Here is an 18,868-nt window from a genome sequence, read left to right as displayed (position 1 = left end):
GCTCAGCCCTCCAGCCGCACCGGCTGGCCATGCGGCGTCGCGAGATAGGCCCGCTCCCAGTCGGCCCGGACCCGCTCGGCCTCGCCACGCGCCGCCATGCCGGAGCGGTCGAGCAGCCCTTCGAGCGCCGCCAGCCAGGCCGCCCAGTAATCCGCCCCGCCGTCAAGCTCCCGCACCGCGCCGCGCGCCTTCAGCTCGGCGCCGAAGGCCGCGGTCCAGTCGGCCCAGCCGAAACGCCCGGCCTCGTTCAGCGCCACGGTCAGCGCGAAGAGCTGCGCCTGCCAGGGCTCGTCGAACTGCGCGGGCGTGGTCAAGGCGCCTCCAGGTAGCTTTGCCAGAGGTCGAGCGTTACCTCGTCGCCGGGGCCCTCGGCCGCGCCCCAGAGATCGGTGGCGGCGAAGGCGACGGTGTAGAGCGGCTCGGGATTCTCGCCGAGCCCGTGGGCGTTGGTATCCGGCAGCACATGCGGCCCGTGGACGAGCACCACCGTGCCGGTCTGGCCGGCGGCATAGGAGGGCAGGCGGGTATGCCCGCCCGCCACGAAGGCGTTCCGCGCCGGCAGCCGGGTCCTTACCCGGTCGCCGACCGCAAAGCGCGGGGCGGGGCCGGGCCGCGCATAGGGCACCCGGCGCGCAAGCGCGGCGCCGACCGCCTCGGCGCGGAAGGCGCGCGCGTGCAGGGGCGCCGGATCGGCCCGGCCCGCGGCCAGTTCCGCCCGCGTCACAAGCCCCTTCGCGACGAGAAGGTCGGCAAGTGCGGCGAGCCATTTCTCGTAATAGGAGAAGCGCGCGTAATCCTTCGGCGCGAGGCATTCGCGGGCATGGCGCGAGGTGTCGATGTTCCAGGCACCGAGCCCGCCCGCCGCGAGCGTCAGCGCCAAGGCCTTGCGGTGCCAGTCCACGGCGAAGGGCGGCGCGTCCTGCGGCTCGGGCACCACCGCGCCGTCGCCGTAGCGCCCGCCCATGTCATGGACCCGGCTCATGCCGGACGCTCCGGAAGGCCGGTCCCGATCATCGAATCGCGGGTGACGAGCGCCGCCAGCGCCGCTTCGTCCAGCCCCTCGCTCCCCTCGGGCCGCATCGGCACCACGAGGTAGCGCACCTCGGCGGTCGAATCCCAGACCCGCACACTCTGCCCCTCGGGCAGGGCGACACCGAACTCCGCGAGCACCTTGCGCGGCTCGCGCACCGCGCGGGCGCGGTAGGCGTCCGACTTGTACCAGGCCGGCGGTATGCCAAGAAGCGGCCACGGATAGCAGGAGCAGAGCGTGCAGACGACCATGTTGTGGGTCTCGGGCGTGTTCTCGACCGCGACGACATGCTCGCCCTGCCGGCCGGAGATGCCAAGCTCCGCGACGGCGGCGGTCGCATCGGCCAGGAGCCGGTCGCGAAAGGCGGAATCGCTCCAGGCCCGCGCCACCACCCGCGCCCCGAGATGGGGGCCGACCTTCTCCTCGTAGGTCTCGAGGATCGCGTCGAGCGCGGCCGGATCGACGAGGCCCTTGGCCGTGAGGATCGTCTCCAGCGCCTTCACCCTCAGCGCGGGGTCAGAGGGCAGCAGGGAATGCGGATGATCGGGGTCGTCATGGGGCATGCGCGAAGGATGGTCCTCCGGCCGGGGCTTGTCCAGCCTCGCGCGGGCTGGACGGGCGGGATGAATCGCTTGACCTCGCCCGGCTTTGGCCGTAAACGGCGCGAACGGAATTCGGGGGGCTGCCACGGCAGCGCCCATTGATGTTATAGGAACGCCGGGCGCAAGGCCCGAGAAACAAGGAACGAACCCATGTCGCGCGTTTGCGAACTGACCGGTAAGGGCCCGATGTCGGGCAACAACGTGAGCCACGCGAACAACAAGTCGCGCCGTCGTTTCCTGCCGAACCTCAACGATGTCACGCTGATCTCCGACGTGCTTGGCCAGTCGTACAAGCTGAAGATCTCGGCCGCGGCCCTGCGGTCGGTCGACCATCGCGGCGGGCTCGACGCCTTCCTCGCCAAGGCGAAGGACGAAGAGCTGTCGGCGAAGGCGCTGAAGATCAAGAAGGACATCGCGAAGGCCGCGCCCGCCGCCTGAGCGGACCGCCTGAGGTGACCCGAGACGGCCTCGCTTCGGCGGGGCCGCTTCGTTTTGTCCCTTTCCCTTCCGCTCGGCCTGGCCTTATCACGGGGCCATGACCCGGCCGCCGCTCCGTTCCGTACTGATCCTGACGCTCGCCCTCGCGATGGCCGCGATGGGCGTCGCAGCCGCCGCCGCGCGCGGCCAGGTCCGGGCCGGTGGCGAGATCCTCGTGCTGTGCTCCGGCGCGGGCCTCGTCCAGGTGCCGCGCGACGCGACCGGCGCGCCCTCCGGACCCGCCCATCTCTGCCCCGACCTCGCGCCCGGCCTCCTCGCAGCACTCGCCGATTCCGCGCCCGCGGAGGCAGCGCGCCCCGTGACGCCGGTCGAGACGAGCCTGCCCGCGGCGAAGCGGGTGCCCGGCGCTGCCGTTCTCGCGCCCTTCGGCGCGCGGGGGCCTCCGGTTCCGGTGTGATCGCCCTTCGATGACACCGAAACCAGAGGAAATAACATGACATTCCTGAAATCCGCCCTGACCGCCGCCGCGGTCGCCTTCGCCCTTCCCGCCGCTGCCGCCGACACGATCGTGGTCAGCGACGCCTATGCCCGCGTCATGCCCGGTGCGATGGCCGGCGCCGCCTTCATGGTGATCGAGAACCAGGGCGACAGCGACGACCGCCTGATCGGCGTCGCCTCCGGCATCGCCGCCAGGACCGAGCTTCACACCCACACGATGGGCGCCGACGGCGCGATGCAGATGCACCCGATCGAGGGCGGCATCGCGCTCCCCGCCGGGGCGAGTCATGCGCTCGAACGCGGCGGCGACCATGTGATGTTCATGGGACTGGAAAGCCGCCCCGCCGAGGGCGAGAGCGTCGCCGTCACGCTGACCTTCGAGAAGGCCGGCGAGGTCGCGGTCGAGATCCCGGTCGACAGCGCCCGCTAGGGCGCCGCGCCGGGGCAGAGCCCGGCCACCCAGTCGGGCACGATCCGGCTCGCCGGGCCGTGGCGGGCCTCGTCGAAGAGCCCCGCGTTCTCCGCCGGTTCGAGGTTCAGCATCAGCGTCCGCGCGCCCGCCGCGCGGGCGGCACCGGCAAAGCCCGCCGCCGGATAGACCGTGCCCGAGGTGCCGATCGCGACGAAGAGATCGGCCGCCGCGAGTGCGGCGCCGATCGCCTCCAGATGGTGCGGCGTCTCGCCGAACCAGACCACGTCGGGGCGCGCCGCCTCCGCCCCGCAGGCGGGGCAGCGGTCCTCGGGCGCCATCTCCCGCGGCGCCGGCCAGCGGTGGCCGCAGGCGGCGCAGCGCGCGGTCAGGTGGCTGCCGTGCATGTGGATCACCGGAGCACTTCCGGCCTGCTCGTGCAGGTCGTCGACATTCTGGGTGACGAGCGTCACCTCGCCCTCCCAGTCGCGCTGCAGCCGCGCCAGCGCCAGATGCGCCGGGTTGGGCTTCGCTGCCCGCACCCGCTCGCGCCGCCAGTTGTAGAAATCGAGCACGAAACCGGGATCCCGCGCGAATCCCTCGGGCGTCGCGAGATCGCGCCAGTCGTAGCGCGACCAGAGTCCGCCGACATCGCGGAACGTGCCGAGCCCGCTCTCGGCCGAGATCCCCGCGCCGGTCAGGATCACGATATGGGCACCGGGTTTTGACATCCTTCCGTCCTTCTGGCATCGCCCGGGGCCGGGAGGCCCACGATGCACCGTATACTCTTCGTCTGTCTCGGCAATATCTGCCGCTCGCCCGCCGCCGAGGCGGTCTTCGCCGCCCGCGCCGCCGCCGCCGGGCTCTCCGTCACGGTCGACAGTGCCGGCACCGGCGGCTGGCATGTCGGCAATCCGCCGCATCCGCCGATGATCGCCGCCGCCCTGCGGCGCGGCTACGACCTCTCCCGCCTGCGCGCCCGCCAGGCTGCGGCGGCGGATTTCGCCGCCTTCGATCTCATCCTCGCGATGGACGGCGCCAACCGCGCCGCGCTCGAGGCGCTCCGGCCCCGCGGCAACGCCACCCCGCTCGCGCTCTTTCTCGACGGCGTGCCGGGTTCCGCGCCGCGCGACATGCCCGACCCCTATTACACCGGCGATTTCGACACCGTGCTCGACCTCGTCGAATCCGGCTCGGACGCGCTCATCGCCCGTCTACTCCACAGGGGTTGAGGCGACGATACCCTATTCCCCAGGAAAACTGTCGCCGCGCATGATACAATCCCGCCTTCAACAATCACACAAGGGAGGACGGGACATGGGATTTTATCTGTTTCAGGGAAGCTACGCGCCGGCCGCGATCAAGGCGATGGTCGAAAAGCCGCAGGACCGCAGGGCAGCGGCCGCGAAGATGATCGAGGCGATCGGCGGCAAGCTGCACCACATGTTCTTCTGCTTCGGCACGGATGACATCGTCGCGCTGGTCGAGGCGCCCGACGACAAGGCGATGATCGCCGGCTCGATGCTGGTCGGGGGGTCCGGTTCGATGTCCGCAGGCCGCACCACCAAGCTCATCTCGGTCGAGGACGCGATGGCCGCGATGAAGGCGGCACAGGACGCGGCCCCCTCCTTCAAGTCGGCGCTCGACTGAAGCCGGGCCGGGCGGGCATGCCCCGCCCGGCAAGCCGTCTCAGCCGACGAGCCTTGCCGGATAGCCCTCGGCCTTGAGCGCGGTCAGGATCGCCTCGGGCGCCGAAGTGGTCTTCACCACGGCGGTCTTGCCGGCGACATCGACGACCACGTCGGCATTGCTGTCGAGGTCGATGATCGTGCGCTCGACCACGGCCTTGCAATGGCCGCAGCTCATGTCCGGGATGAGGAACTTCATCGCTTTTACCCTTCGCTTTGCCGCATAGATCGGCCCGCGCGGCGCCGCCGTCAAGGGCTCAGGCGGCAGCGCGGCGCATTCGCTCGGCAACGATGCGTTCGGCCACCGCGTTCGGGCCGACCCCTTCGGCCGCGGCGGCGCTCAGGATCGCCTCCATCGTCCGGTCGAGCGCGTCGAGCTTGGCCGCGACCCAGCTCGGCCGGTCGGCGATCTTCAGGATCTCGGCCGCGACATTGATGATGCCGCCGCCGTTGGCGACGAAATCCGGGGCGTAAAGGATGCCCCGCGCCGCCAGCCGCGCGCCGTCCTCGGGCGTCGCGAGCTGGTTGTTGGCGCCGCCCGCCACCGCCGAGACCCGCAGTTCGGGGATCGTCGCCTCGTTGAGGATGCCGCCGATCGCGCAGGGCGCGAAGATATCTGCGCCCGCGCTGTAGATCTCGCTCTCGGCCACCGCCTCGGCCGACCATTCCGCGATCGCGCCGGCGACGCGGGCGGGGTCGATGTCGGTGACGATGAGCCGCGCCCCCTCGCCGTGGAGCAGCGCGCAGAGATGCCGCCCGACATTGCCGAGCCCCTGCACCGCGACCGTCAGCCCGTCGAGATCCTCGCGTCCGAGCCGGTGCCGCGCCGCTCTCCGGACCGCATTGAAGACCCCGCGCGCCGTTACCGGCGAAGGGTCGCCCGAGGCGAAGGCGCCGCCCGCGAGCCCCGCGACATAAGCGGTCGTCTCGGCCAGAACGGCCATGTCGGCGGTCGTCATCCCCATGTCCTCGGCGGTCCAGTAGCGGCCCGAGAGCGTCTCGACCGCACGCCCCATCGCGCGCAGAAGCTCCGGCGTCTTGTCATGGCCCGGATCGCCGAGGATCACCGCCTTGCCTCCCCCGAGCGGCAGGTCCGCCGCCGCGTTCTTGAAGGTCATCCCGCGCGAGAGCCGGAGCACGTCGTCAAGCGCCTCGTCCTCGCTGCGGTAGACCCGCATCCGCAGGCCGCCCGCCGCCGGGCCGAGCGCGGTCGAATGCACGGCAATGAAGCCGACGAGCCCCGCCTCCCTGTCCTCGACGCGATAGACTTCCTCGTGCTCGGCGGTCTCGACCGGCGTGATCTGCATGGCAGGCTCCGTGAATGATGCGGAGTCCAGAATATCACCGCTCGCGCGGAGGTTTTCGCCAATAAACACCCTTTTGTATTGATAATGTGGGAACTAACGCCCAAAAAGTCGATTATATTGGAGAATAACACCATGGACGCCATTGACCGCCGGATTCTCGCGGCCCTCCAGCGCGACGGCCGGCTCACCGTGACCGACCTCGCCGCCGAGATCGGCCTGTCGCAGACGCCCTGCGCCCGCCGCCTCGCCCGGCTCGAATCCGAAGGCGTGATCGAGGGCTATTCGGCCCGGATCGACCAGCACCGGGTCGGCCTGCCGGTCTCGATCTTCATCTGGGTCGAGCTCGAAAAGCAGTCGAAGGACGCGATCGAGGCCTTCGAACGCGCGGTGAAGGGCTTCGACCGGGTGATGGAATGCCACCTGATGACCGGATCGCGCGACATCTTGATGCGGGTGGTGGCGGCCGACCTCGCCGATTTCGACCGCTTCCTCGAGGAAAAGCTGATGCGGGTGCCGGGCATCCGCTCGACCCGCTCCTCCTTCGCGCTCCGTGCGATGGTGAAACGGCAGGTGCTGCCGGTCGGGTGATCCGGCGCCGCGCGCGCTAGCCGGTGATCCGGAACTCCCCGTCCGGTGCCGTGGCGGGGTCGGCGGCTTCGGTCCAGACATCGGTGACCCGGGCCGCGCCGGGGCCGTCGCTCATCGCCGCGACCATCTCCTCGACGGCCGCCTCGGGCCCGGCCAGAAGCGCCTCGACCGAGCCGTCGCCGCGGTTGCGGACCCAGCCCCTGAGGCCGAGAAGCCCCGCCTCGGACCGCGCCCAGGCGCGGTAGGCCACGCCCTGGACATGGCCGGTGACACGCACGTTGTAGGCAATCTCCTTCATCGCATCGCTTCCTCTGGTGGTCCGCGCGGCCGCCCCTCTATCATAGCACGGAACCGGCCGGCGCGGGTGGCCGCCAAGGGGGAGCGAAGCGATGAAGATCGTCCGGACCGATTGCGAACTTGAAACGCCGGACCTGGACGCCGAGCTGCGAAGGCGCGGCGAACTCGTCCTGCTGCCCGAGGGGGTGAGCGAGGCCGCGCTCGCCGCCGAGGTGGCCGGGGCCGATCTCCTCCTGATGTGCTACACGCCGGTGACCGCGCGGGTGATCGCCGCCGCGACCCGGCTCAAGGGCATCGTCAAATACGGCGTCGGCATCGACGCGATCGACATTCCCGCCGCGATCGCCAGGGGCATCCCGGTCGTCAACATCCCCGAATATGCCGAGGAGACCGTGGCCGAGGGCGCCTTCACCCTGATGCTCGCGCTCGCGAAGAAACTGGTGCCGCTCGACCGGCAGATGCGGGCCGAGGGCTGGGCCTGGCCCACCGCGCGCTGGATGGGCAGCGACATCGCCGGCAAGACCGTGGGCATCGTCGGGCTGGGTCGCATCGGCAAGAGCTTCGCGCGGATGGCGGGGCAGGGGTTCCGCGCCCGAGTGATCTCCTGCACGCCGGGCATGAGCGCGGAGGACATGGCCGCGCATGGCGTCGAAAAGGTCGATGACCTGCACGAGATGCTGGCGCAATCGGATGTCGTCTCGCTCCACTGCACCCTGAACGACACGACCCGCCACATCATTGGTGCCGCCGAACTCGCCGCGATGAAGCCGACCGCCTTCCTCATCAACTCCTCGCGCGGCGCGCTGGTCGACGAGACGGCACTGGTCGCCGCGCTGACCGAGGGAAGGATCGCCGGCGCCGGCCTCGACGTCTTCTCCGCCGAACCGCTGAGCCTCTCCGGTCATGTCATGAGCCCGCTTTTCGCCCTCCCGAACGTCCTGATGCTGCCGCACCTGACCTTCTACACGGCCGAGGCGATGGCGCGGCTGGAACGCGAGACGCTGGAGCGCTGCGACGAGGCCCTGTCGGGCCGGCCGCTCCTCGTGAAATCCCGCGACCCGCGGCTCAGGGCGCAAGCTGGCGGCGTGCGCTTCGCCTGAAACCCCACCGGACCAGAGCGATCCGACCGGCGTCCAGAGCCTCCCCTCCCTCTCCCTCCCCCACGAGGGGGGAGGGAAGCGCCAGCCTCGCCCGCTCCGCTCCCGTCCGAAAGCGCGCGCCCCGGACTTGCGCCCCCCGGCGCCATGCGCCAGTCTCGGGCCGCAGGTGACGCAGCCCCGGAGCGCGCATGGTTCAGTTCTTTCTCACGCTGGCGCGGCTCTTCCGCGCAATCCGTCGGTCCTGGCGCGATCCGGCCTTCCGCACCACGGTCTTCCTCGTTCTCGGGACGATCCTCAGCGGCACCATGTTCTACCACAATGTCGAGGGCTGGCGCTGGCTCGATGCGCTCTACTTCTGCGTCGCGACCATGGCGACCGTGGGCTACGGCGACTTCGTCCCCCAGACCGATGCCGGCAAGATCTTCACCATCCTCTACATGCTGCTCGGCATCGGCCTCTTCGTGGCACTCGTCGGCCAGATCGCCAGCGCGCTCATCAGCCGCAAGGAGTGAGACAACCGGCGCCCCCGGACCCTTCTCCCCCATTGACCGCCCGCCATTTCCCGCGCATATCCCGCCCATCATGACCGAGCTCGCCCAGATCCGCAATTTCTCCATCGTGGCCCATATCGACCACGGCAAATCCACCCTTGCCGACCGGCTGATCCAGCTGACCGGGACCGTCGCCGAACGCGACATGAAGTCCCAGTTGCTGGACTCGATGGATATCGAGCGAGAACGCGGCATCACCATCAAGGCCAACACCGTCCGCATCGAGTACCCCGCGAAGGACGGCAAGACCTACATCCTCAACCTCATCGACACGCCGGGCCATGTCGACTTCGCCTACGAGGTCTCCCGCTCGATGCGCGCCGTCGAGGGCTCGCTCCTCGTCGTCGACGCGACCCAGGGCGTCGAGGCCCAGACGCTGGCAAACGCCTACCAGGCGATCGACGCCGACCACGAGCTCGTCCCGGTCCTCAACAAGATCGACCTGCCCGCCTCCGAGCCCGAGAAGGTCAAGGCCGAGATCGAGGACGTGATCGGCATCGACGCCTCGCAGGCCGTGCCGATCTCCGCCAAGACCGGCATCGGCATCCCCGACGTGCTCGAGGCTATCGTCGCCCGCCTGCCCTCGCCGAAGGGCGACCGCAGCGCCCCCTTGAAGGCGATGCTCGTCGATTCATGGTACGACCCCTATCTCGGCGTCGTCGTCATGATCCGCGTCATGGACGGCGTGATCCGCAAGGGCGACCGCATCAAGATGATGCAGACCGGCGCGCTCTACGGCGTCGACAAGCTCGCCGTCCTGAAACCCCAGATGGTCGACATCGCCGAACTCGGCCCCGGCGAGATCGGCGTCTTCACCGCCTCGATCAAGCAGGTCCGCGACACCCGCGTCGGCGACACCATCACCCATGAGAAGAAGCCCTGCGCCAAGGCGCTCCCGGGCTTCAAGCCCGCCCAGCCGGTGGTCTTCTGCGGCCTCTTCCCGGTCGACGCCGCCGATTTCGAGGCGCTCCGCGACGCCATCGAGAAGCTCGCCCTCAACGACGCCAGCTTCTCCTACGAGATGGAGACCAGCGCGGCCCTCGGCTTCGGCTTCCGCATGGGCTTTCTCGGCCTTCTCCACCTCGAGGTCGTCCGCGACCGGCTCGAACGCGAATACGATCTCGACCTCATCACCACCGCGCCCTCGGTGGTCTTCAAGCTCCACATGCGCGACGGCGAGGTGCGCGAGCTCCACAACCCCGCCGACATGCCCGACCTCACCTACGTCGACCATATCGAGGAGCCGCGGATCAAGGCGACGATCATGGTCCCCGACGACTACCTCGGCGACGTCCTGAAACTCTGCCAGGACCGCCGCGGCATCCAGATGGACCTGACCTATGCCGGCTCCCGCGCGATGGTGGTCTACGACCTGCCGCTGGCCGAGGTCGTCTTCGACTTCTACGACCGGCTGAAATCGGTGACCAAGGGCTATGCGAGCTTCGACTACCAGATGCTCGAATACCGCGAGGACAACCTCGTGAAGATGTCGATCCTCGTCAACGACGAGCCGGTGGACGCGCTCTCGATCATGGTCCACCGCGACCGCGCCGAGAGCCGCGGCCGGGTGATGTGCGAGAAGCTGAAGGAGCTGATCCCGCGCCACATGTTCAAGATCCCGGTCCAGGCCGCCATTGGTGGGAGGGTCATCGCGCGCGAGACCATTGCCGCGATGCGCAAGGACGTGACCGCGAAATGCTACGGCGGCGACGTCACCCGGAAGAAGAAGCTTCTGGAGAAGCAGAAGGCCGGCAAGAAGAAGATGCGCCAGTTCGGGAAAGTCGAGATCCCGCAGTCGGCGTTCATCTCGGCGTTGAAGATGGATGGGTGAGGCGCGGTCCTATCGGGCTTCGTTTAGTTCTAAGGCTGTATAGGTCACGCTGGTTTCGCCATTCGGTTTCCGAAGGGTGACTACCTCTATGATTGCGATGAAATCACTCCCAAGTGTGATTCCATCGTTCTTGATTCTTTCTAGGTAGTCTTGGCTGAATTGACGACCAAACTTTCCAGAAAGAACATCAGACCGATCTGTGGGTTGAAACTCGAATGATCTGCTTATCGGTGAAAGGCCAACCAATGTGCCTCTCCAGGTTTCCTTCTTAACCTGAGCGTGAGACTCTGAGAGTCTCTTATATGCCCTCGCAATATCCTCATGTCGAAATCGTAAGCTTCTATCTTGGCAATTGGTTTTTAATTCTGCTCCGTTGGTATGCAAATGACGAAAGAATTTGGTTAGTGATCCAAAGATCCTTGGGTTGATCTCGCTAACGTCGGTGAGAAATGCGTCGTCGTCTTTATTTGTAAGTTCCGTGATGGTGTTGGTCGCCTCGTCCAGTGCTTCCCGCATCGCCGTTGGTAGTCCCGATGACTGTCTTGACTCAGATTCTTCAAGAACAAATCCAAATGATCCCCTTGCGAGATCAGTTATTCGCAAGGACGAGCCTTCCAGGCCTCGGACCTTTCCGCGCGCTCCTTTTAAGCCAAGCTTGGTGCCGCTTGCGTAAAGCTTTGATACAATATCTTGGAACATGGAGAGTGCCTTGGCGGCAAATCTCGCCTCAATGGAGATCCTGCCCTCCACGGGCTTTCCATCAAACAAAATTGCAATTTCGGCCGTATTTGTATCAGTTCTTTCGAGTTCTCTGATCTCGTCTTTTATTACTTCAATTCGAGTTCGAAAGTTCATTTCGGCCACGACATCACCATTTTCGGCGGCTTCTTCCGCCAAAAAGGTTACTTCGTTTACCTGATTTCTGAGATGGGCGAGATCAACAAGTTTAGACATCAAATTTCACCCGAATTTGTGTTTCTATCTTGTCAAATTCCATTCTGTCAGTTGCTAGTGGAATGGCCACAATGCCCTTTCTTCTAAGGCTATATCTTTGTTCGGAGAATAAGCCAAACCAATATGATGCATTCCCTACGATGTTATAGGCGTCAGTGTCGAGATCCAAGCCATAGCAGTCACAACCATATATTGGTTTTAGAACTTGAGTGTCAAAAAAACGTTTATGTATGAATGCCTTGTAATCGCTCTTCCAGGATATAATATCACCGTGATACTTCAGTGGGCGATTGAACAAAGTAAGGACGTCTACGTCCTTTGGAGGCCGTCTGCGCGTTGTTTCGACGTCTTCAACGAAACTGCCGTCGATCCACTGCATCCCGGAAATGAAGCCTCCTGACCAAAGATGCTTTCTGTATTCATTAAGGCCAAGAAGTAATTTCGCGCGCTCCTTTGAGGTGAGAAAACGTGTGACAAGAAAGTCCATGTGCGTCTTGTAGGGCGATCTAACAGCAGGTTTGGTCGGGTCGGAGCCGACAAACGCCGGAAGCGCGCCACCAGCATCGAAGTTTGGGATGTTCGCTTGGCAATACCTTCGAATGTACGTGAGCACCTTAGCAATCTTGAGTTGTAAGCCAAGTGGGAAATTTCTTGTTACCGCAATCGTTTGGTGTGCCAATGTAACAACCACTTCGCTCTGATTTCCAAACGCACGGCGCTTCCCGATAACCCCACCCGGCCCGGTCTTTGCAGACCGGGCGTTCGGCGTTTCAATCGCTCCACTGGAGCGATTGATCGGGCCAAGGCCCGACCACGCCTCACCATCCGGCTCACGCCTCCGGCCAATTGGACCGGGCGCGGGTCCACTGGACCCGCACCTGCCGGTCCTCCGGGCACACCGCTTCCCCTTGCGTCACTTTGTCCAAGCGTCCGGCCCGCCCCGCCGCTGCTAGCCTGCCCGCGCGACCCGAAGCGGAGGCCCGCCATGCCGTCACGCGATCACCTGCCGCTCGTCTATGCCTGCTCGGGCTGTTCCAGCGCCGCGCAGATGGCCAATCACCTCGCGATCCGGCTCGACCGGCAGGGGCTCGCGGAGATGTCCTGCATCGCCGGCGTCGGCGGCGACGTGCCGAAGCTCGTTCGGACCGCCAGGTCAGGCCGCCCCGTCGTCGCCCTCGACGGCTGCGCGCTCGCCTGCGTGAAGAACTGCCTCGCCCGCCACGGCGTCGCCGCCAGCCGCTACCATCTCCTCTCCGGCCTCGGGGTGCGCAAGCGCTACGGCACCGATTTCGACCCCGAGGAGGCCGAGCGGGTCCTCGCCCGGATCGCCGCCGGCCTCACGCCCGACGCGCGGGCCTGAGCGCCCGCTGTCGGGACGCTGGCGGTACGGAAGGCAGACGCAGGCTGCACGGAAAGCCGCCCGCCGCCGCGCCCGATTTCCGCCCGATTGTGCGGCTACCCTGTCGCGGTCTACCGGGAGGACCGACATGGCCAAGTTCCTCGTCGCCGGGATCCTCATCCTCGGCCTTTACGCGCTCCACGACAGCCAGAAACCGGGCTCGAGCTTCCGGCTGACCCCGGCTTCCGCCCCGAAAATCAAGGCTTCCTCGGCCGTTTCCGGGATCGGCGCCTCAGCCGCCGGCCTCGCCGGCCGGATCGCCAACTGAGCCCGTTCAGATCCCCGACTGAACGTCCTGCGCCGCCGAACTGATCGCGTCGCCGGCGGTTTCGATATCCCGCCCCGCGCCCTTGACCGTCTCGCAGGCGGTAAGCGCGAAAAGCGCGAGGAGTGGCAGGATCAGGCGCAGCATCGTCATCTCTCCATGTTCTATTCCGTGCAATTCTGGGCACTTGGAGGCAGCATTTCAAGGGTAGAATCAGGGTGTTAAGCAGTTGTTAACCAAGGGCGCGCATGGTGGCGCCATGCGTATCGTTCCCGCCCTCCTCCTCCTCGCCGCCTGCGCCTCGCCCTCGCCGGGCATGTTCGGCGCGATCCGCGACGAGGTGACCATGGGCGGAATCCGCTTCGTCGTCTACCATGCCGGCAGCCGGGCCGAGGTGGTGCGGATGGGCTATCTCACCCGCGCCGAACGCGCCCCGGTGCCAAGGCTGATGGAAGAGGCGGCGGCGGAGGTGACAGGCTGCCGGGTGATCCCCAACTCGATGGTCACCCAGATCCCCGGCGACACCGGCGTGGCGTGGTTCGATCTCGATTGCTAGGGTGTCAGGCGAGAAACGCCCGCAACGCCGCCTCGAATTCCCGCGGCTTGTCGGCATGAAGCCAATGCCCCGCACCGGGGATCTTGGCGAAGCGGGCGTTCGGAAAGAGCCGCTTGGTCTCGGCCCGGTGCTCGGGCCGGACGTAGTCCGACTCTGCCCCGGCGAGCATCAGCGTCGGCCCCTCGTACCGGCCCTCGGTTCCCGGCCAGCCGGTGACCTTGCCCATCTCGCGCCCGAGCACCTCGAGATTCAGCCGCCAGTGCGGCGCATCGCCCTTCAGGTCGAGCGATTGCAGCAGGAAGGCCCGCACGCCGGGATCCGCGACCGCGCCCGCGAGCCGCTGGTCCGCCTCCGACCGCGCGGCGATCCCGTCGAGGTCGAGCGCCTGCATCGCCTCCACCAGCGGTACCTGGCTGTGGCCATAGGCGACCGGCGAGATGTCGGCCACGACCAGCCGGTGGACGAGATCGCCGCGGGTGAGCGCGAGCTGCATCGCCGCCTTGCCGCCCATCGAATGGCCGACGAGATCGACCGGGCCGCCGATCGCCTCGATCACCTCGGCGAGGTCGCCGGCCATCTCGGGATAGCCGTGGCGCTCGGCGCGGAAGCTTTCGCCGTGATTGCGCATGTCGACCGCCACGACGCGGCGGTCGGAGGCAAGCCGGCGCTGGATCGCGCCCCAGTTGCGCGCCGAGCCGAAGAGCCCATGCACGATGAGAAGAGTCGGAAGCGCGGTCGGGGCGCCATGATCGGTGAAGGTCAACATGCCCCTTCCTAGCCGAGCACCGCGCCGGCTTCCAGTGCGTTGCGGGCCGGGCGGCGGCGCGGTAGTCTGGTCGGCGGAGGGGAAGGCATGCGTGAAGCTACCGTGCACGAGAAGGCCGGGCGGATCGCCGATTTGCTCGAGGACCGGCTCGGGATCCGCGGCGACGGACTCGCCGAAAAGCTGCGGCGCGGCGGGCGTGGCCTGTCGCGGAAGTTGCGCCGAGATGCTGGCTATCTGGCCCGCGCCGCCGAGGAGGATCAGGTGCCAAAGCTCCGGGTGCGGCTCGATCACGAGCGGATCGCCTCGGCCTATGACCGTTGCCTGCGCGAGCTTGAGCCGATCGGCGCCGGGCTGCGCCGCAAGGCGCTTGTCATGGACATCCTGACCGGGATCGCGACGGGTTTGCTCGTCACCGCCCTTGTGGTTGCGGCGCTCCTGTCGTGGCGGGGTTTCCTGTGACCGCGTCCCCGGCGGCGGGTGCCGTGGCCCCGAGCACGCTTCGGTAGACCAGCGTCACGGTGACGAAGCTCACATAGAGCAGCAGGTACCACGAGCCGAGCTTTGCGAACGAGACGCGGTCGAGCGGGTTCTGCCCGGCATAGAGCCAAGTTCCGGTTCCGGTGCCGACATTCTCGGCGACCCAGAGGAAGAAGCTGGTGAGCAGGGCGGCGACCGGCAGCGGCATCCAGTAGTCGCGCTCGCCGATCCGGAACCAGATCCGGGTGCGGGCAAAAAGCAGGACCGTCGCGGCGAAGAGGACCAGGCGGATGTCGGGCAGGTAGTGGTGCGCGAAGAAGTTGACGTAGATGGCCGCCGCCAGCGCGATCGTCATCCAGTAGGGCGGATAGGGGGTGAAACGCATCTGGAAGATCCGGATCACCCGCGCCATGTAGCTGCCGACAGAGGCATACATGAAGCCCGAAAAGAGCGGCACGCCCCAGAGCTTCAGGAGGCCGGGCTCGGGATAGCTCCAGGATCCCGCGCCGGTTTTGAAGATCTCCATCGCAGTGCCGGTGAGGTGGAAGAGCAGGATCACCTTCGCCTCGTTCCAGGTCTCGAGCCGCGCCCAGAGAAATAGCGCCTGCACCGATACGGCGAAGATCAGGAGCGCGTCGTAACGCTGGAGAGCCCAGTCCGGCTGCCAGATCGCCTTGCTGACGATCAGCGCGGCCAGAAGCAGCCCGCCGAAGAGCGAGGCCCAGCCCTGCTTCAGGACGAACATCACGAATTCCGCCAGCCCATGCGGCAGGCGGGCGCGCATCCAGGTGCCGAGGGCGCGTTCGATCTGGTGGGTGCCACGGGTCATCATCGGGCGTTGATGGCACGAAGCGCGGGCGTTGTCGCCCCCTTGCTGCTGCTCGGGGCCACAATCTCAGCCGGGTACGAGTGCCTCCAGTTCGGGCAGCAGGACAACGCTTTCCTGCTCGTTCGGATCCGTGCGCGCGATCACCGCGACCGCGGGCTCGGTTCCGTCGTTGAAGGGAAGGTGCGGCGTGTCGGCGGGAATATAGATCAGGTCGCCCGCGTTCGTTTCCATGACATGTTCCAGCTTCTCGCCCCAGTACATCCTGGCCGAGCCGGAAATCACATAGATCGCGGTTTCGTGGGACTCGTGCTTGTGCGCCTTGGCGCGCCCGCCCGGAGGGATGGTCAGAAGATGCATGCAGACGCCAGTGCTTCCAACAGTCTCCTTCGCGATGCCCTCGAAGTAATCGAAACCCTGCTTGCCCGAATAGGTCTCGCCGGGCCGCAATTTCACGCAGTTTCCCATCCTGAACGCCCTTTCAGCTTTTCCGTATATCGGTCGAGGATAGGTGATTGGCGGCGCGCGGCGTAGGAAAATCCGGGCGGCGGGCCGGTGTGAGGAGGCCGCGCTCGGTATGGTCCGGAACGAATTGCGGCCCCCAAATGACAAGGGCATGTCCCAAGTCGTGTTGGTCCGGTCCGAGCCCGGAGAAGCCGTCCTGCTGCACCTGCAGAGCGGTTAGACCACCAATCCGGCCTTGCGGAACCCCTCGAGCCAGCGCTCCCCGTCTTCCGGCCGGGCGCACATCCGACAACAGTTCTGCGCGACAACGCGCGCGTCCCAGCCTTTCGGTCGTCGCGCCTCCAGATCGCGCAAGGCCGCTGCGGCCTCCTCCGTCCGACCGAGATGTGCCAGCGCGGCCGCCTTCGCGAGCCTCATGTGGATCGCCGGGTCGGGCCAGCCGACGAACTGCTCCAAGGCTGCCTCGTAGCGGCCTAGCATGAAATTGATGTCGAACAGATCTTCCCGGAAGCTAAACCCCTTGAACGGATCCCGCAGCATCGCGCGCTCGACCAGATCCAGTGCCTCGCTATGGTCTCCCAGAAGCGTCATTGTCTCGGCACCATGCACCATCGTGATAAAGCTGTTGGGGTTCAGCGCCATCGCCCGCTTCAGGTGATGCCGCGCGGTCGAGTGCTCGCCGACCAGCGCATAGGCCTTGGCAAGCTCGACATGGACATCAGACTCGCCGGGAACCAGCCGCGACGCAGCCGCCGCGTGGCGCTGCACCTCGGCTGCGACCTCCGATAACGGTAGTGCCTGCGTGAAGGCCTCGTAAGCCCGATGGGCGGCCAGCTTCGCGTGGGCTTCCGCGAAGCTCGGATCGAGTTCGACCGCCCTTTCCAGGAGTCTCGGGATCTCGGGAGAAGTGCTGTCGCTCAAATACAGCCAGTCGGACCGGCGCACCAGATCATAGGCGTCGATGTCGTTCGGCGGCTTTCGCAACGCCTCCACCCGGTCGGCGGTCGCGACATGGCCCCCGACCATGGTTGCGACGCTCGCGGCGATCTCGTCCTGCAGCGCGAAGATGTCGGCAATCTCGCGGTCGTAGCGGTCGGACCAGAGATGGCCCGCTGTCATGGCGTCGATGAGCTGGGCCGAGATCCGTACCCGGTTGCCCGCCTTGCGCACGCTGCCCTGGACCAGAAAGCGAACCCCCAGCTTCTCGCCGACATCGACCGGGTCGACCTCCCGCTCGCGGAAGGCGAAGGATGAGTTCGACGCAATCACGAAGAGCGATCGGAAACGGTTGAGCTCGGTAATGATGTCCTCGGTGATACCATCAGAGAAGTACTGCTGCGCCGGGTCGCCGATGAGATTGGCGAAGGGCAGCACGCGATACCGCGCTTCGCAGCCGCCGGCGCGCCGGGCGACGCCGGTCCGGTGCCGGCGCCATTCTCCTCCGCCAGCCGCTCGTCGCGAAGCCAGTCCTCGAAGGCGGGGTCGCGGAGGGAAAAGCCGGCCAGCAGCTCCTCGCCGGGCGCACCGGAGTCGAGCACGATACACTCGGGCTTCAGGGCCACCGCCTCATCCGAGGTGTGCAGTGCCATGCCCGCCTTCGCCCCAAGAACCTTGCGCAGCCCGGTCAGCAGCTGTCGAAGCGAGGCGCGACCCTGGGCCTCGGCCCGGTCGGACCAGAGGAGCGCGACAATTTCCTCCCGGCTCCGCGCCCGCCCAAGAGGCCGCGCAAGATAGGCAAGAAGCGCCTTCGCCTTCTGGGACTTGATCGGAATTTCGGCACCGCCCGCATCGGTCAGCGAGAAGCGCCCAAAGAGGCTCAAGCGAAGCATGGTTTGGTTCGGCTGCGCGAAATAACGATCATCAGGATATTAATAACGGCGAAATCACGTTTGTCCTAGCGCTCGCAAGTGCCCACTCACAGCCGCGCTGACGGGACAATCACAGGCGGCGCGGAGACTGATCTTCGTTGGCGCGGCGGATCAGCCGTCGCTCACCAAAGGGAGAAGTCAGATGCTGCACGAGATACTTTATAACGCAACGGTTCCCGGCGCATTCATGAACGCGCTCGATGCCGCGAAAGAGCGAGACCGGCAGAACAAACGGTATCTCACTAACGACCGCCGTTTCGAAAAGTCGGTCGCCGGGCGTGCATCCCGCCGTGCGACTTTCTGGGCAAGGATCCGGTCGCTCTACATCCGCCCTGCACAGGGCGACGTAAGCCAGATGCCGGCAGAGTAAGAATGGCTTCTTCGTGGAACATCAAACGTCAGGTTCGTCCCTCGAATCGGACCAATTCAAGCTGCGCCCCCAAAGACGAAGCCCCCGCGTTTCCGCGGGGGCCTTGCCGTGTTCGGGTCTGCCGGGCTCAGAGGCTCGGGTAGAGCGGAAAGCGGGCGCAGAGCGTCGCGACCTCGGCCTTGACCTTCTCCTCGACCGCGCCGTTGCCGTCCTCGCCGTTGGCCGCGAGACCGTCGACGACCTCGATGATCAGCCGGGCGATCTGGCGGAACTCGGCCTCGCCGAAGCCGCGGGTGGTGCCGGCCGGCGCGCCGAGGCGGATGCCGGAGGTCACGAAGGGCTTTTCGGGGTCGAACGGCACGCCGTTCTTGTTGCAGGTGATGTGGGCGCGGCCGAGTGCCGCCTCGGCGGCCTTGCCGGTCACCTTCTTGGGACGCAGGTCGGCAAGGCAGAGGTGGTTGTCGGTGCCGCCCGAAACGACGTCGATCCCGCCCTTCATCAGCTCGTCCGCCATCGCCGCCGCGTTCTTCTTGACCTGCGCCGCGTAGGTCTTGAACTCGGGACGCAGCGCCTCGCCGAAGGC

The 18,868-nt window shown here is 66.6% G+C and carries 29 protein-coding genes and 1 pseudogene; 14 read left to right on the top strand and 16 right to left on the bottom strand.

Annotated elements, in window-relative coordinates; translation table 11 throughout:
• Positions 1-2: 2 nt before the first annotated feature.
• The 3 genes from R5H32_RS17165 to nthA are packed head-to-tail and all read right to left on the bottom strand — an operon-like array spanning position 3 to position 1,593.
• The gene (locus R5H32_RS17165) at positions 3-314 is read right to left on the bottom strand and encodes a nitrile hydratase accessory protein (RefSeq protein WP_263339017.1); all 312 of its coding nucleotides are present in this window, start codon (positions 312-314) and stop codon (positions 3-5) included.
• Positions 311-982 (bottom strand): nitrile hydratase subunit beta, encoded by a 672-nt coding sequence (gene nthB, locus R5H32_RS17160; protein ID WP_318339921.1) that lies wholly within the window; start codon positions 980-982, stop codon positions 311-313. Before nthB ends, R5H32_RS17165 begins: the two co-directional genes overlap by 4 nt.
• On the bottom strand, positions 979-1,593 hold the full coding sequence (gene nthA, locus R5H32_RS17155) for a nitrile hydratase subunit alpha (RefSeq protein WP_318339920.1): 615 nt from the start codon (positions 1,591-1,593) through the stop codon (positions 979-981). The genes nthB and nthA overlap by 4 nt, the downstream gene beginning before the upstream one ends.
• 189 nt (positions 1,594-1,782) lie before the next feature.
• On the opposite strand from nthA, the gene rpmB reads away from it, so the two are divergent.
• The 3 genes from rpmB to R5H32_RS17140 all read left to right on the top strand — a co-directional run bounded on the left by rpmB (position 1,783) and on the right by R5H32_RS17140 (position 2,998).
• Positions 1,783-2,070 (top strand): 50S ribosomal protein L28, encoded by a 288-nt coding sequence (gene rpmB, locus R5H32_RS17150; RefSeq protein WP_318339919.1) that lies wholly within the window; start codon positions 1,783-1,785, stop codon positions 2,068-2,070.
• A 97-nt stretch (positions 2,071-2,167) separates the two neighbouring features.
• A complete protein-coding gene (locus tag R5H32_RS17145; protein WP_318339918.1) occupies positions 2,168-2,527 on the top strand; it encodes a hypothetical protein in 360 nt (119 codons plus the stop codon).
• Between the two features lie 36 nt (positions 2,528-2,563).
• Positions 2,564-2,998, top strand: a complete 435-nt coding sequence (locus tag R5H32_RS17140) for a copper chaperone PCu(A)C (protein WP_318339917.1) — start codon at positions 2,564-2,566, stop codon at positions 2,996-2,998.
• On the opposite strand, the gene R5H32_RS17135 is transcribed toward R5H32_RS17140, so the two are convergent.
• Positions 2,995-3,708, bottom strand: coding sequence for an NAD-dependent deacylase (locus R5H32_RS17135; RefSeq protein ID WP_318339916.1), 714 nt, complete (start codon positions 3,706-3,708; stop codon positions 2,995-2,997). The genes R5H32_RS17140 and R5H32_RS17135 overlap by 4 nt on opposite strands.
• Before the next feature lie 42 nt (positions 3,709-3,750).
• On the opposite strand from R5H32_RS17135, the gene R5H32_RS17130 reads away from it, so the two are divergent.
• Positions 3,751-4,209, top strand: a complete 459-nt coding sequence (locus R5H32_RS17130; RefSeq protein WP_318339915.1) for a low molecular weight protein-tyrosine-phosphatase — start codon at positions 3,751-3,753, stop codon at positions 4,207-4,209.
• A gap of 85 nt (positions 4,210-4,294) precedes the next feature.
• Entirely contained in the window at positions 4,295-4,627 is a 333-nt protein-coding gene (locus tag R5H32_RS17125) for a GYD domain-containing protein (RefSeq protein WP_318339914.1), read from the top strand.
• 39 nt (positions 4,628-4,666) lie between these two features.
• On the opposite strand, the gene R5H32_RS17120 is transcribed toward R5H32_RS17125, so the two are convergent.
• Together R5H32_RS17120 and R5H32_RS17115 are read right to left on the bottom strand one after the other, a co-directional pair.
• A complete protein-coding gene (locus R5H32_RS17120) occupies positions 4,667-4,864 on the bottom strand; it encodes a heavy-metal-associated domain-containing protein (protein ID WP_318339913.1) in 198 nt (65 codons plus the stop codon).
• Positions 4,865-4,922: 58 nt separating this feature from the next.
• The gene (locus R5H32_RS17115) at positions 4,923-5,972 is read right to left on the bottom strand and encodes a Glu/Leu/Phe/Val family dehydrogenase (protein ID WP_318339912.1); all 1,050 of its coding nucleotides are present in this window, start codon (positions 5,970-5,972) and stop codon (positions 4,923-4,925) included.
• A 132-nt stretch (positions 5,973-6,104) separates the two neighbouring features.
• Here R5H32_RS17115 and R5H32_RS17110 point away from each other — a divergent pair, with 132 nt between their 5' ends.
• Positions 6,105-6,560, top strand: coding sequence for an Lrp/AsnC family transcriptional regulator (locus R5H32_RS17110; protein WP_318339911.1), 456 nt, complete (start codon positions 6,105-6,107; stop codon positions 6,558-6,560).
• Positions 6,561-6,576: 16 nt separating this feature from the next.
• Here the strand turns inward: R5H32_RS17110 and R5H32_RS17105 are convergent, their stop codons facing one another.
• Positions 6,577-6,858, bottom strand: coding sequence for an acylphosphatase (locus R5H32_RS17105; RefSeq protein ID WP_318339910.1), 282 nt, complete (start codon positions 6,856-6,858; stop codon positions 6,577-6,579).
• 91 nt (positions 6,859-6,949) lie between these two features.
• Between R5H32_RS17105 and R5H32_RS17100 the strand changes: the two genes are divergently transcribed.
• The 3 genes from R5H32_RS17100 to lepA all read left to right on the top strand — a co-directional run bounded on the left by R5H32_RS17100 (position 6,950) and on the right by lepA (position 10,339).
• Positions 6,950-7,957 carry a C-terminal binding protein gene (locus tag R5H32_RS17100; protein WP_318339909.1) on the top strand — a complete coding sequence of 336 codons (1,008 nt, stop codon included), beginning with the start codon at positions 6,950-6,952 and terminating at the stop codon, positions 7,955-7,957.
• Between the two features lie 188 nt (positions 7,958-8,145).
• Positions 8,146-8,469 carry a potassium channel family protein gene (locus R5H32_RS17095; RefSeq protein ID WP_318339908.1) on the top strand — a complete coding sequence of 108 codons (324 nt, stop codon included), beginning with the start codon at positions 8,146-8,148 and terminating at the stop codon, positions 8,467-8,469.
• A gap of 70 nt (positions 8,470-8,539) precedes the next feature.
• A complete protein-coding gene (lepA, locus tag R5H32_RS17090; RefSeq protein ID WP_318339907.1) occupies positions 8,540-10,339 on the top strand; it encodes a translation elongation factor 4 in 1,800 nt (599 codons plus the stop codon).
• 9 nt (positions 10,340-10,348) lie between these two features.
• Here the strand turns inward: lepA and R5H32_RS17085 are convergent, their stop codons facing one another.
• On the bottom strand, positions 10,349-11,293 hold the full coding sequence (locus R5H32_RS17085; protein WP_318339906.1) for a hypothetical protein: 945 nt from the start codon (positions 11,291-11,293) through the stop codon (positions 10,349-10,351).
• Positions 11,286-11,972 (bottom strand): DUF6932 family protein, encoded by a 687-nt coding sequence (locus R5H32_RS17080; RefSeq protein WP_318339905.1) that lies wholly within the window; start codon positions 11,970-11,972, stop codon positions 11,286-11,288. Before R5H32_RS17080 ends, R5H32_RS17085 begins: the two co-directional genes overlap by 8 nt.
• A 306-nt stretch (positions 11,973-12,278) precedes the next feature.
• On the opposite strand from R5H32_RS17080, the gene R5H32_RS17075 reads away from it, so the two are divergent.
• Together R5H32_RS17075 and R5H32_RS17070 are read left to right on the top strand one after the other, a co-directional pair.
• Positions 12,279-12,653, top strand: coding sequence for a putative zinc-binding protein (locus R5H32_RS17075; protein ID WP_318339904.1), 375 nt, complete (start codon positions 12,279-12,281; stop codon positions 12,651-12,653).
• Between the two features lie 127 nt (positions 12,654-12,780).
• The gene (locus R5H32_RS17070; protein ID WP_263338975.1) at positions 12,781-12,960 is read left to right on the top strand and encodes a hypothetical protein; all 180 of its coding nucleotides are present in this window, start codon (positions 12,781-12,783) and stop codon (positions 12,958-12,960) included.
• Positions 12,961-12,966: 6 nt separating this feature from the next.
• On the opposite strand, the gene R5H32_RS17065 is transcribed toward R5H32_RS17070, so the two are convergent.
• On the bottom strand, positions 12,967-13,110 hold the full coding sequence (locus tag R5H32_RS17065) for an entericidin A/B family lipoprotein (protein ID WP_412099034.1): 144 nt from the start codon (positions 13,108-13,110) through the stop codon (positions 12,967-12,969).
• A gap of 106 nt (positions 13,111-13,216) precedes the next feature.
• Here R5H32_RS17065 and R5H32_RS17060 point away from each other — a divergent pair, with 106 nt between their 5' ends.
• Positions 13,217-13,513 (top strand): hypothetical protein, encoded by a 297-nt coding sequence (locus R5H32_RS17060; protein ID WP_318339903.1) that lies wholly within the window; start codon positions 13,217-13,219, stop codon positions 13,511-13,513.
• Positions 13,514-13,517: 4 nt separating this feature from the next.
• Here R5H32_RS17060 and R5H32_RS17055 read toward each other — a convergent pair whose 3' ends face one another.
• Positions 13,518-14,279, bottom strand: coding sequence for an alpha/beta fold hydrolase (locus tag R5H32_RS17055; RefSeq protein ID WP_318339902.1), 762 nt, complete (start codon positions 14,277-14,279; stop codon positions 13,518-13,520).
• Positions 14,280-14,366: 87 nt separating this feature from the next.
• Here R5H32_RS17055 and R5H32_RS17050 point away from each other — a divergent pair, with 87 nt between their 5' ends.
• Positions 14,367-14,738: a hypothetical protein gene (locus R5H32_RS17050; protein ID WP_318339901.1), complete on the top strand. Its 372-nt coding sequence runs from the start codon at positions 14,367-14,369 to the stop codon at positions 14,736-14,738.
• Here R5H32_RS17050 and R5H32_RS17045 read toward each other — a convergent pair.
• From R5H32_RS17045 to R5H32_RS17030, 4 genes are all read right to left on the bottom strand, one after another.
• Positions 14,689-15,585, bottom strand: a complete 897-nt coding sequence (locus R5H32_RS17045) for a DUF817 domain-containing protein (RefSeq protein ID WP_318339900.1) — start codon at positions 15,583-15,585, stop codon at positions 14,689-14,691. The genes R5H32_RS17050 and R5H32_RS17045 overlap by 50 nt on opposite strands.
• 66 nt (positions 15,586-15,651) lie before the next feature.
• On the bottom strand, positions 15,652-16,050 hold the full coding sequence (locus tag R5H32_RS17040) for a cupin domain-containing protein (protein ID WP_318339899.1): 399 nt from the start codon (positions 16,048-16,050) through the stop codon (positions 15,652-15,654).
• Between the two features lie 213 nt (positions 16,051-16,263).
• Positions 16,264-17,421 (bottom strand): hypothetical protein, encoded by a 1,158-nt coding sequence (locus tag R5H32_RS17035; RefSeq protein ID WP_318339898.1) that lies wholly within the window; start codon positions 17,419-17,421, stop codon positions 16,264-16,266.
• A complete protein-coding gene (locus tag R5H32_RS17030) occupies positions 17,313-17,876 on the bottom strand; it encodes a hypothetical protein (RefSeq protein WP_318339897.1) in 564 nt (187 codons plus the stop codon). The genes R5H32_RS17035 and R5H32_RS17030 overlap by 109 nt, the downstream gene beginning before the upstream one ends.
• Positions 17,877-18,057: 181 nt before the next feature.
• Between R5H32_RS17030 and R5H32_RS17025 the strand changes: the two genes are divergently transcribed.
• The gene (locus tag R5H32_RS17025; protein ID WP_318339896.1) at positions 18,058-18,285 is read left to right on the top strand and encodes a hypothetical protein; all 228 of its coding nucleotides are present in this window, start codon (positions 18,058-18,060) and stop codon (positions 18,283-18,285) included.
• A gap of 127 nt (positions 18,286-18,412) precedes the next feature.
• Here the strand turns inward: R5H32_RS17025 and glyA are convergent.
• Positions 18,413-18,868 (bottom strand): annotated as a pseudogene (gene glyA / locus R5H32_RS17020) (serine hydroxymethyltransferase); the annotation flags it as partial.

This window comes from Defluviimonas sp. D31, from assembly GCF_033436765.1.
Classification (GTDB): domain Bacteria; phylum Pseudomonadota; class Alphaproteobacteria; order Rhodobacterales; family Rhodobacteraceae; genus Albidovulum.
This window is presented reverse-complemented; position numbering and strand designations above follow the sequence as displayed.

Excerpts from the sequence above, each read along its gene's own strand:
- nthB (WP_318339921.1), bottom strand. The coding sequence starts at position 982 with ATGAGCCGGGTCCATGACATGGGCGGGCGCTACGGCGACGGCGCGGTG.
- nthA (WP_318339920.1), bottom strand. The coding sequence starts at position 1,593 with ATGCCCCATGACGACCCCGATCATCCGCATTCCCTGCTGCCCTCTGAC.
- rpmB (WP_318339919.1), top strand. The coding sequence starts at position 1,783 with ATGTCGCGCGTTTGCGAACTGACCGGTAAGGGCCCGATGTCGGGCAAC.
- R5H32_RS17145 (WP_318339918.1), top strand. The coding sequence starts at position 2,168 with ATGACCCGGCCGCCGCTCCGTTCCGTACTGATCCTGACGCTCGCCCTC.
- R5H32_RS17140 (WP_318339917.1), top strand. The coding sequence starts at position 2,564 with ATGACATTCCTGAAATCCGCCCTGACCGCCGCCGCGGTCGCCTTCGCC.
- R5H32_RS17135 (WP_318339916.1), bottom strand. The coding sequence starts at position 3,708 with ATGTCAAAACCCGGTGCCCATATCGTGATCCTGACCGGCGCGGGGATC.
- R5H32_RS17130 (WP_318339915.1), top strand. The coding sequence starts at position 3,751 with ATGCACCGTATACTCTTCGTCTGTCTCGGCAATATCTGCCGCTCGCCC.
- R5H32_RS17125 (WP_318339914.1), top strand. The coding sequence starts at position 4,295 with ATGGGATTTTATCTGTTTCAGGGAAGCTACGCGCCGGCCGCGATCAAG.
- R5H32_RS17120 (WP_318339913.1), bottom strand. The coding sequence starts at position 4,864 with ATGAAGTTCCTCATCCCGGACATGAGCTGCGGCCATTGCAAGGCCGTG.
- R5H32_RS17115 (WP_318339912.1), bottom strand. The coding sequence starts at position 5,972 with ATGCAGATCACGCCGGTCGAGACCGCCGAGCACGAGGAAGTCTATCGC.
- R5H32_RS17110 (WP_318339911.1), top strand. The coding sequence starts at position 6,105 with ATGGACGCCATTGACCGCCGGATTCTCGCGGCCCTCCAGCGCGACGGC.
- R5H32_RS17105 (WP_318339910.1), bottom strand. The coding sequence starts at position 6,858 with ATGAAGGAGATTGCCTACAACGTGCGTGTCACCGGCCATGTCCAGGGC.
- R5H32_RS17100 (WP_318339909.1), top strand. The coding sequence starts at position 6,950 with ATGAAGATCGTCCGGACCGATTGCGAACTTGAAACGCCGGACCTGGAC.
- R5H32_RS17095 (WP_318339908.1), top strand. The coding sequence starts at position 8,146 with ATGGTTCAGTTCTTTCTCACGCTGGCGCGGCTCTTCCGCGCAATCCGT.
- lepA (WP_318339907.1), top strand. The coding sequence starts at position 8,540 with ATGACCGAGCTCGCCCAGATCCGCAATTTCTCCATCGTGGCCCATATC.
- R5H32_RS17085 (WP_318339906.1), bottom strand. The coding sequence starts at position 11,293 with ATGTCTAAACTTGTTGATCTCGCCCATCTCAGAAATCAGGTAAACGAA.
- R5H32_RS17075 (WP_318339904.1), top strand. The coding sequence starts at position 12,279 with ATGCCGTCACGCGATCACCTGCCGCTCGTCTATGCCTGCTCGGGCTGT.
- R5H32_RS17070 (WP_263338975.1), top strand. The coding sequence starts at position 12,781 with ATGGCCAAGTTCCTCGTCGCCGGGATCCTCATCCTCGGCCTTTACGCG.
- R5H32_RS17065 (WP_412099034.1), bottom strand. The coding sequence starts at position 13,110 with ATGACGATGCTGCGCCTGATCCTGCCACTCCTCGCGCTTTTCGCGCTT.
- R5H32_RS17060 (WP_318339903.1), top strand. The coding sequence starts at position 13,217 with ATGCGTATCGTTCCCGCCCTCCTCCTCCTCGCCGCCTGCGCCTCGCCC.
- R5H32_RS17055 (WP_318339902.1), bottom strand. The coding sequence starts at position 14,279 with ATGTTGACCTTCACCGATCATGGCGCCCCGACCGCGCTTCCGACTCTT.
- R5H32_RS17050 (WP_318339901.1), top strand. The coding sequence starts at position 14,367 with ATGCGTGAAGCTACCGTGCACGAGAAGGCCGGGCGGATCGCCGATTTG.
- R5H32_RS17045 (WP_318339900.1), bottom strand. The coding sequence starts at position 15,585 with ATGACCCGTGGCACCCACCAGATCGAACGCGCCCTCGGCACCTGGATG.
- R5H32_RS17040 (WP_318339899.1), bottom strand. The coding sequence starts at position 16,050 with ATGGGAAACTGCGTGAAATTGCGGCCCGGCGAGACCTATTCGGGCAAG.
- R5H32_RS17030 (WP_318339897.1), bottom strand. The coding sequence starts at position 17,876 with ATGCTTCGCTTGAGCCTCTTTGGGCGCTTCTCGCTGACCGATGCGGGC.
- R5H32_RS17025 (WP_318339896.1), top strand. The coding sequence starts at position 18,058 with ATGCTGCACGAGATACTTTATAACGCAACGGTTCCCGGCGCATTCATG.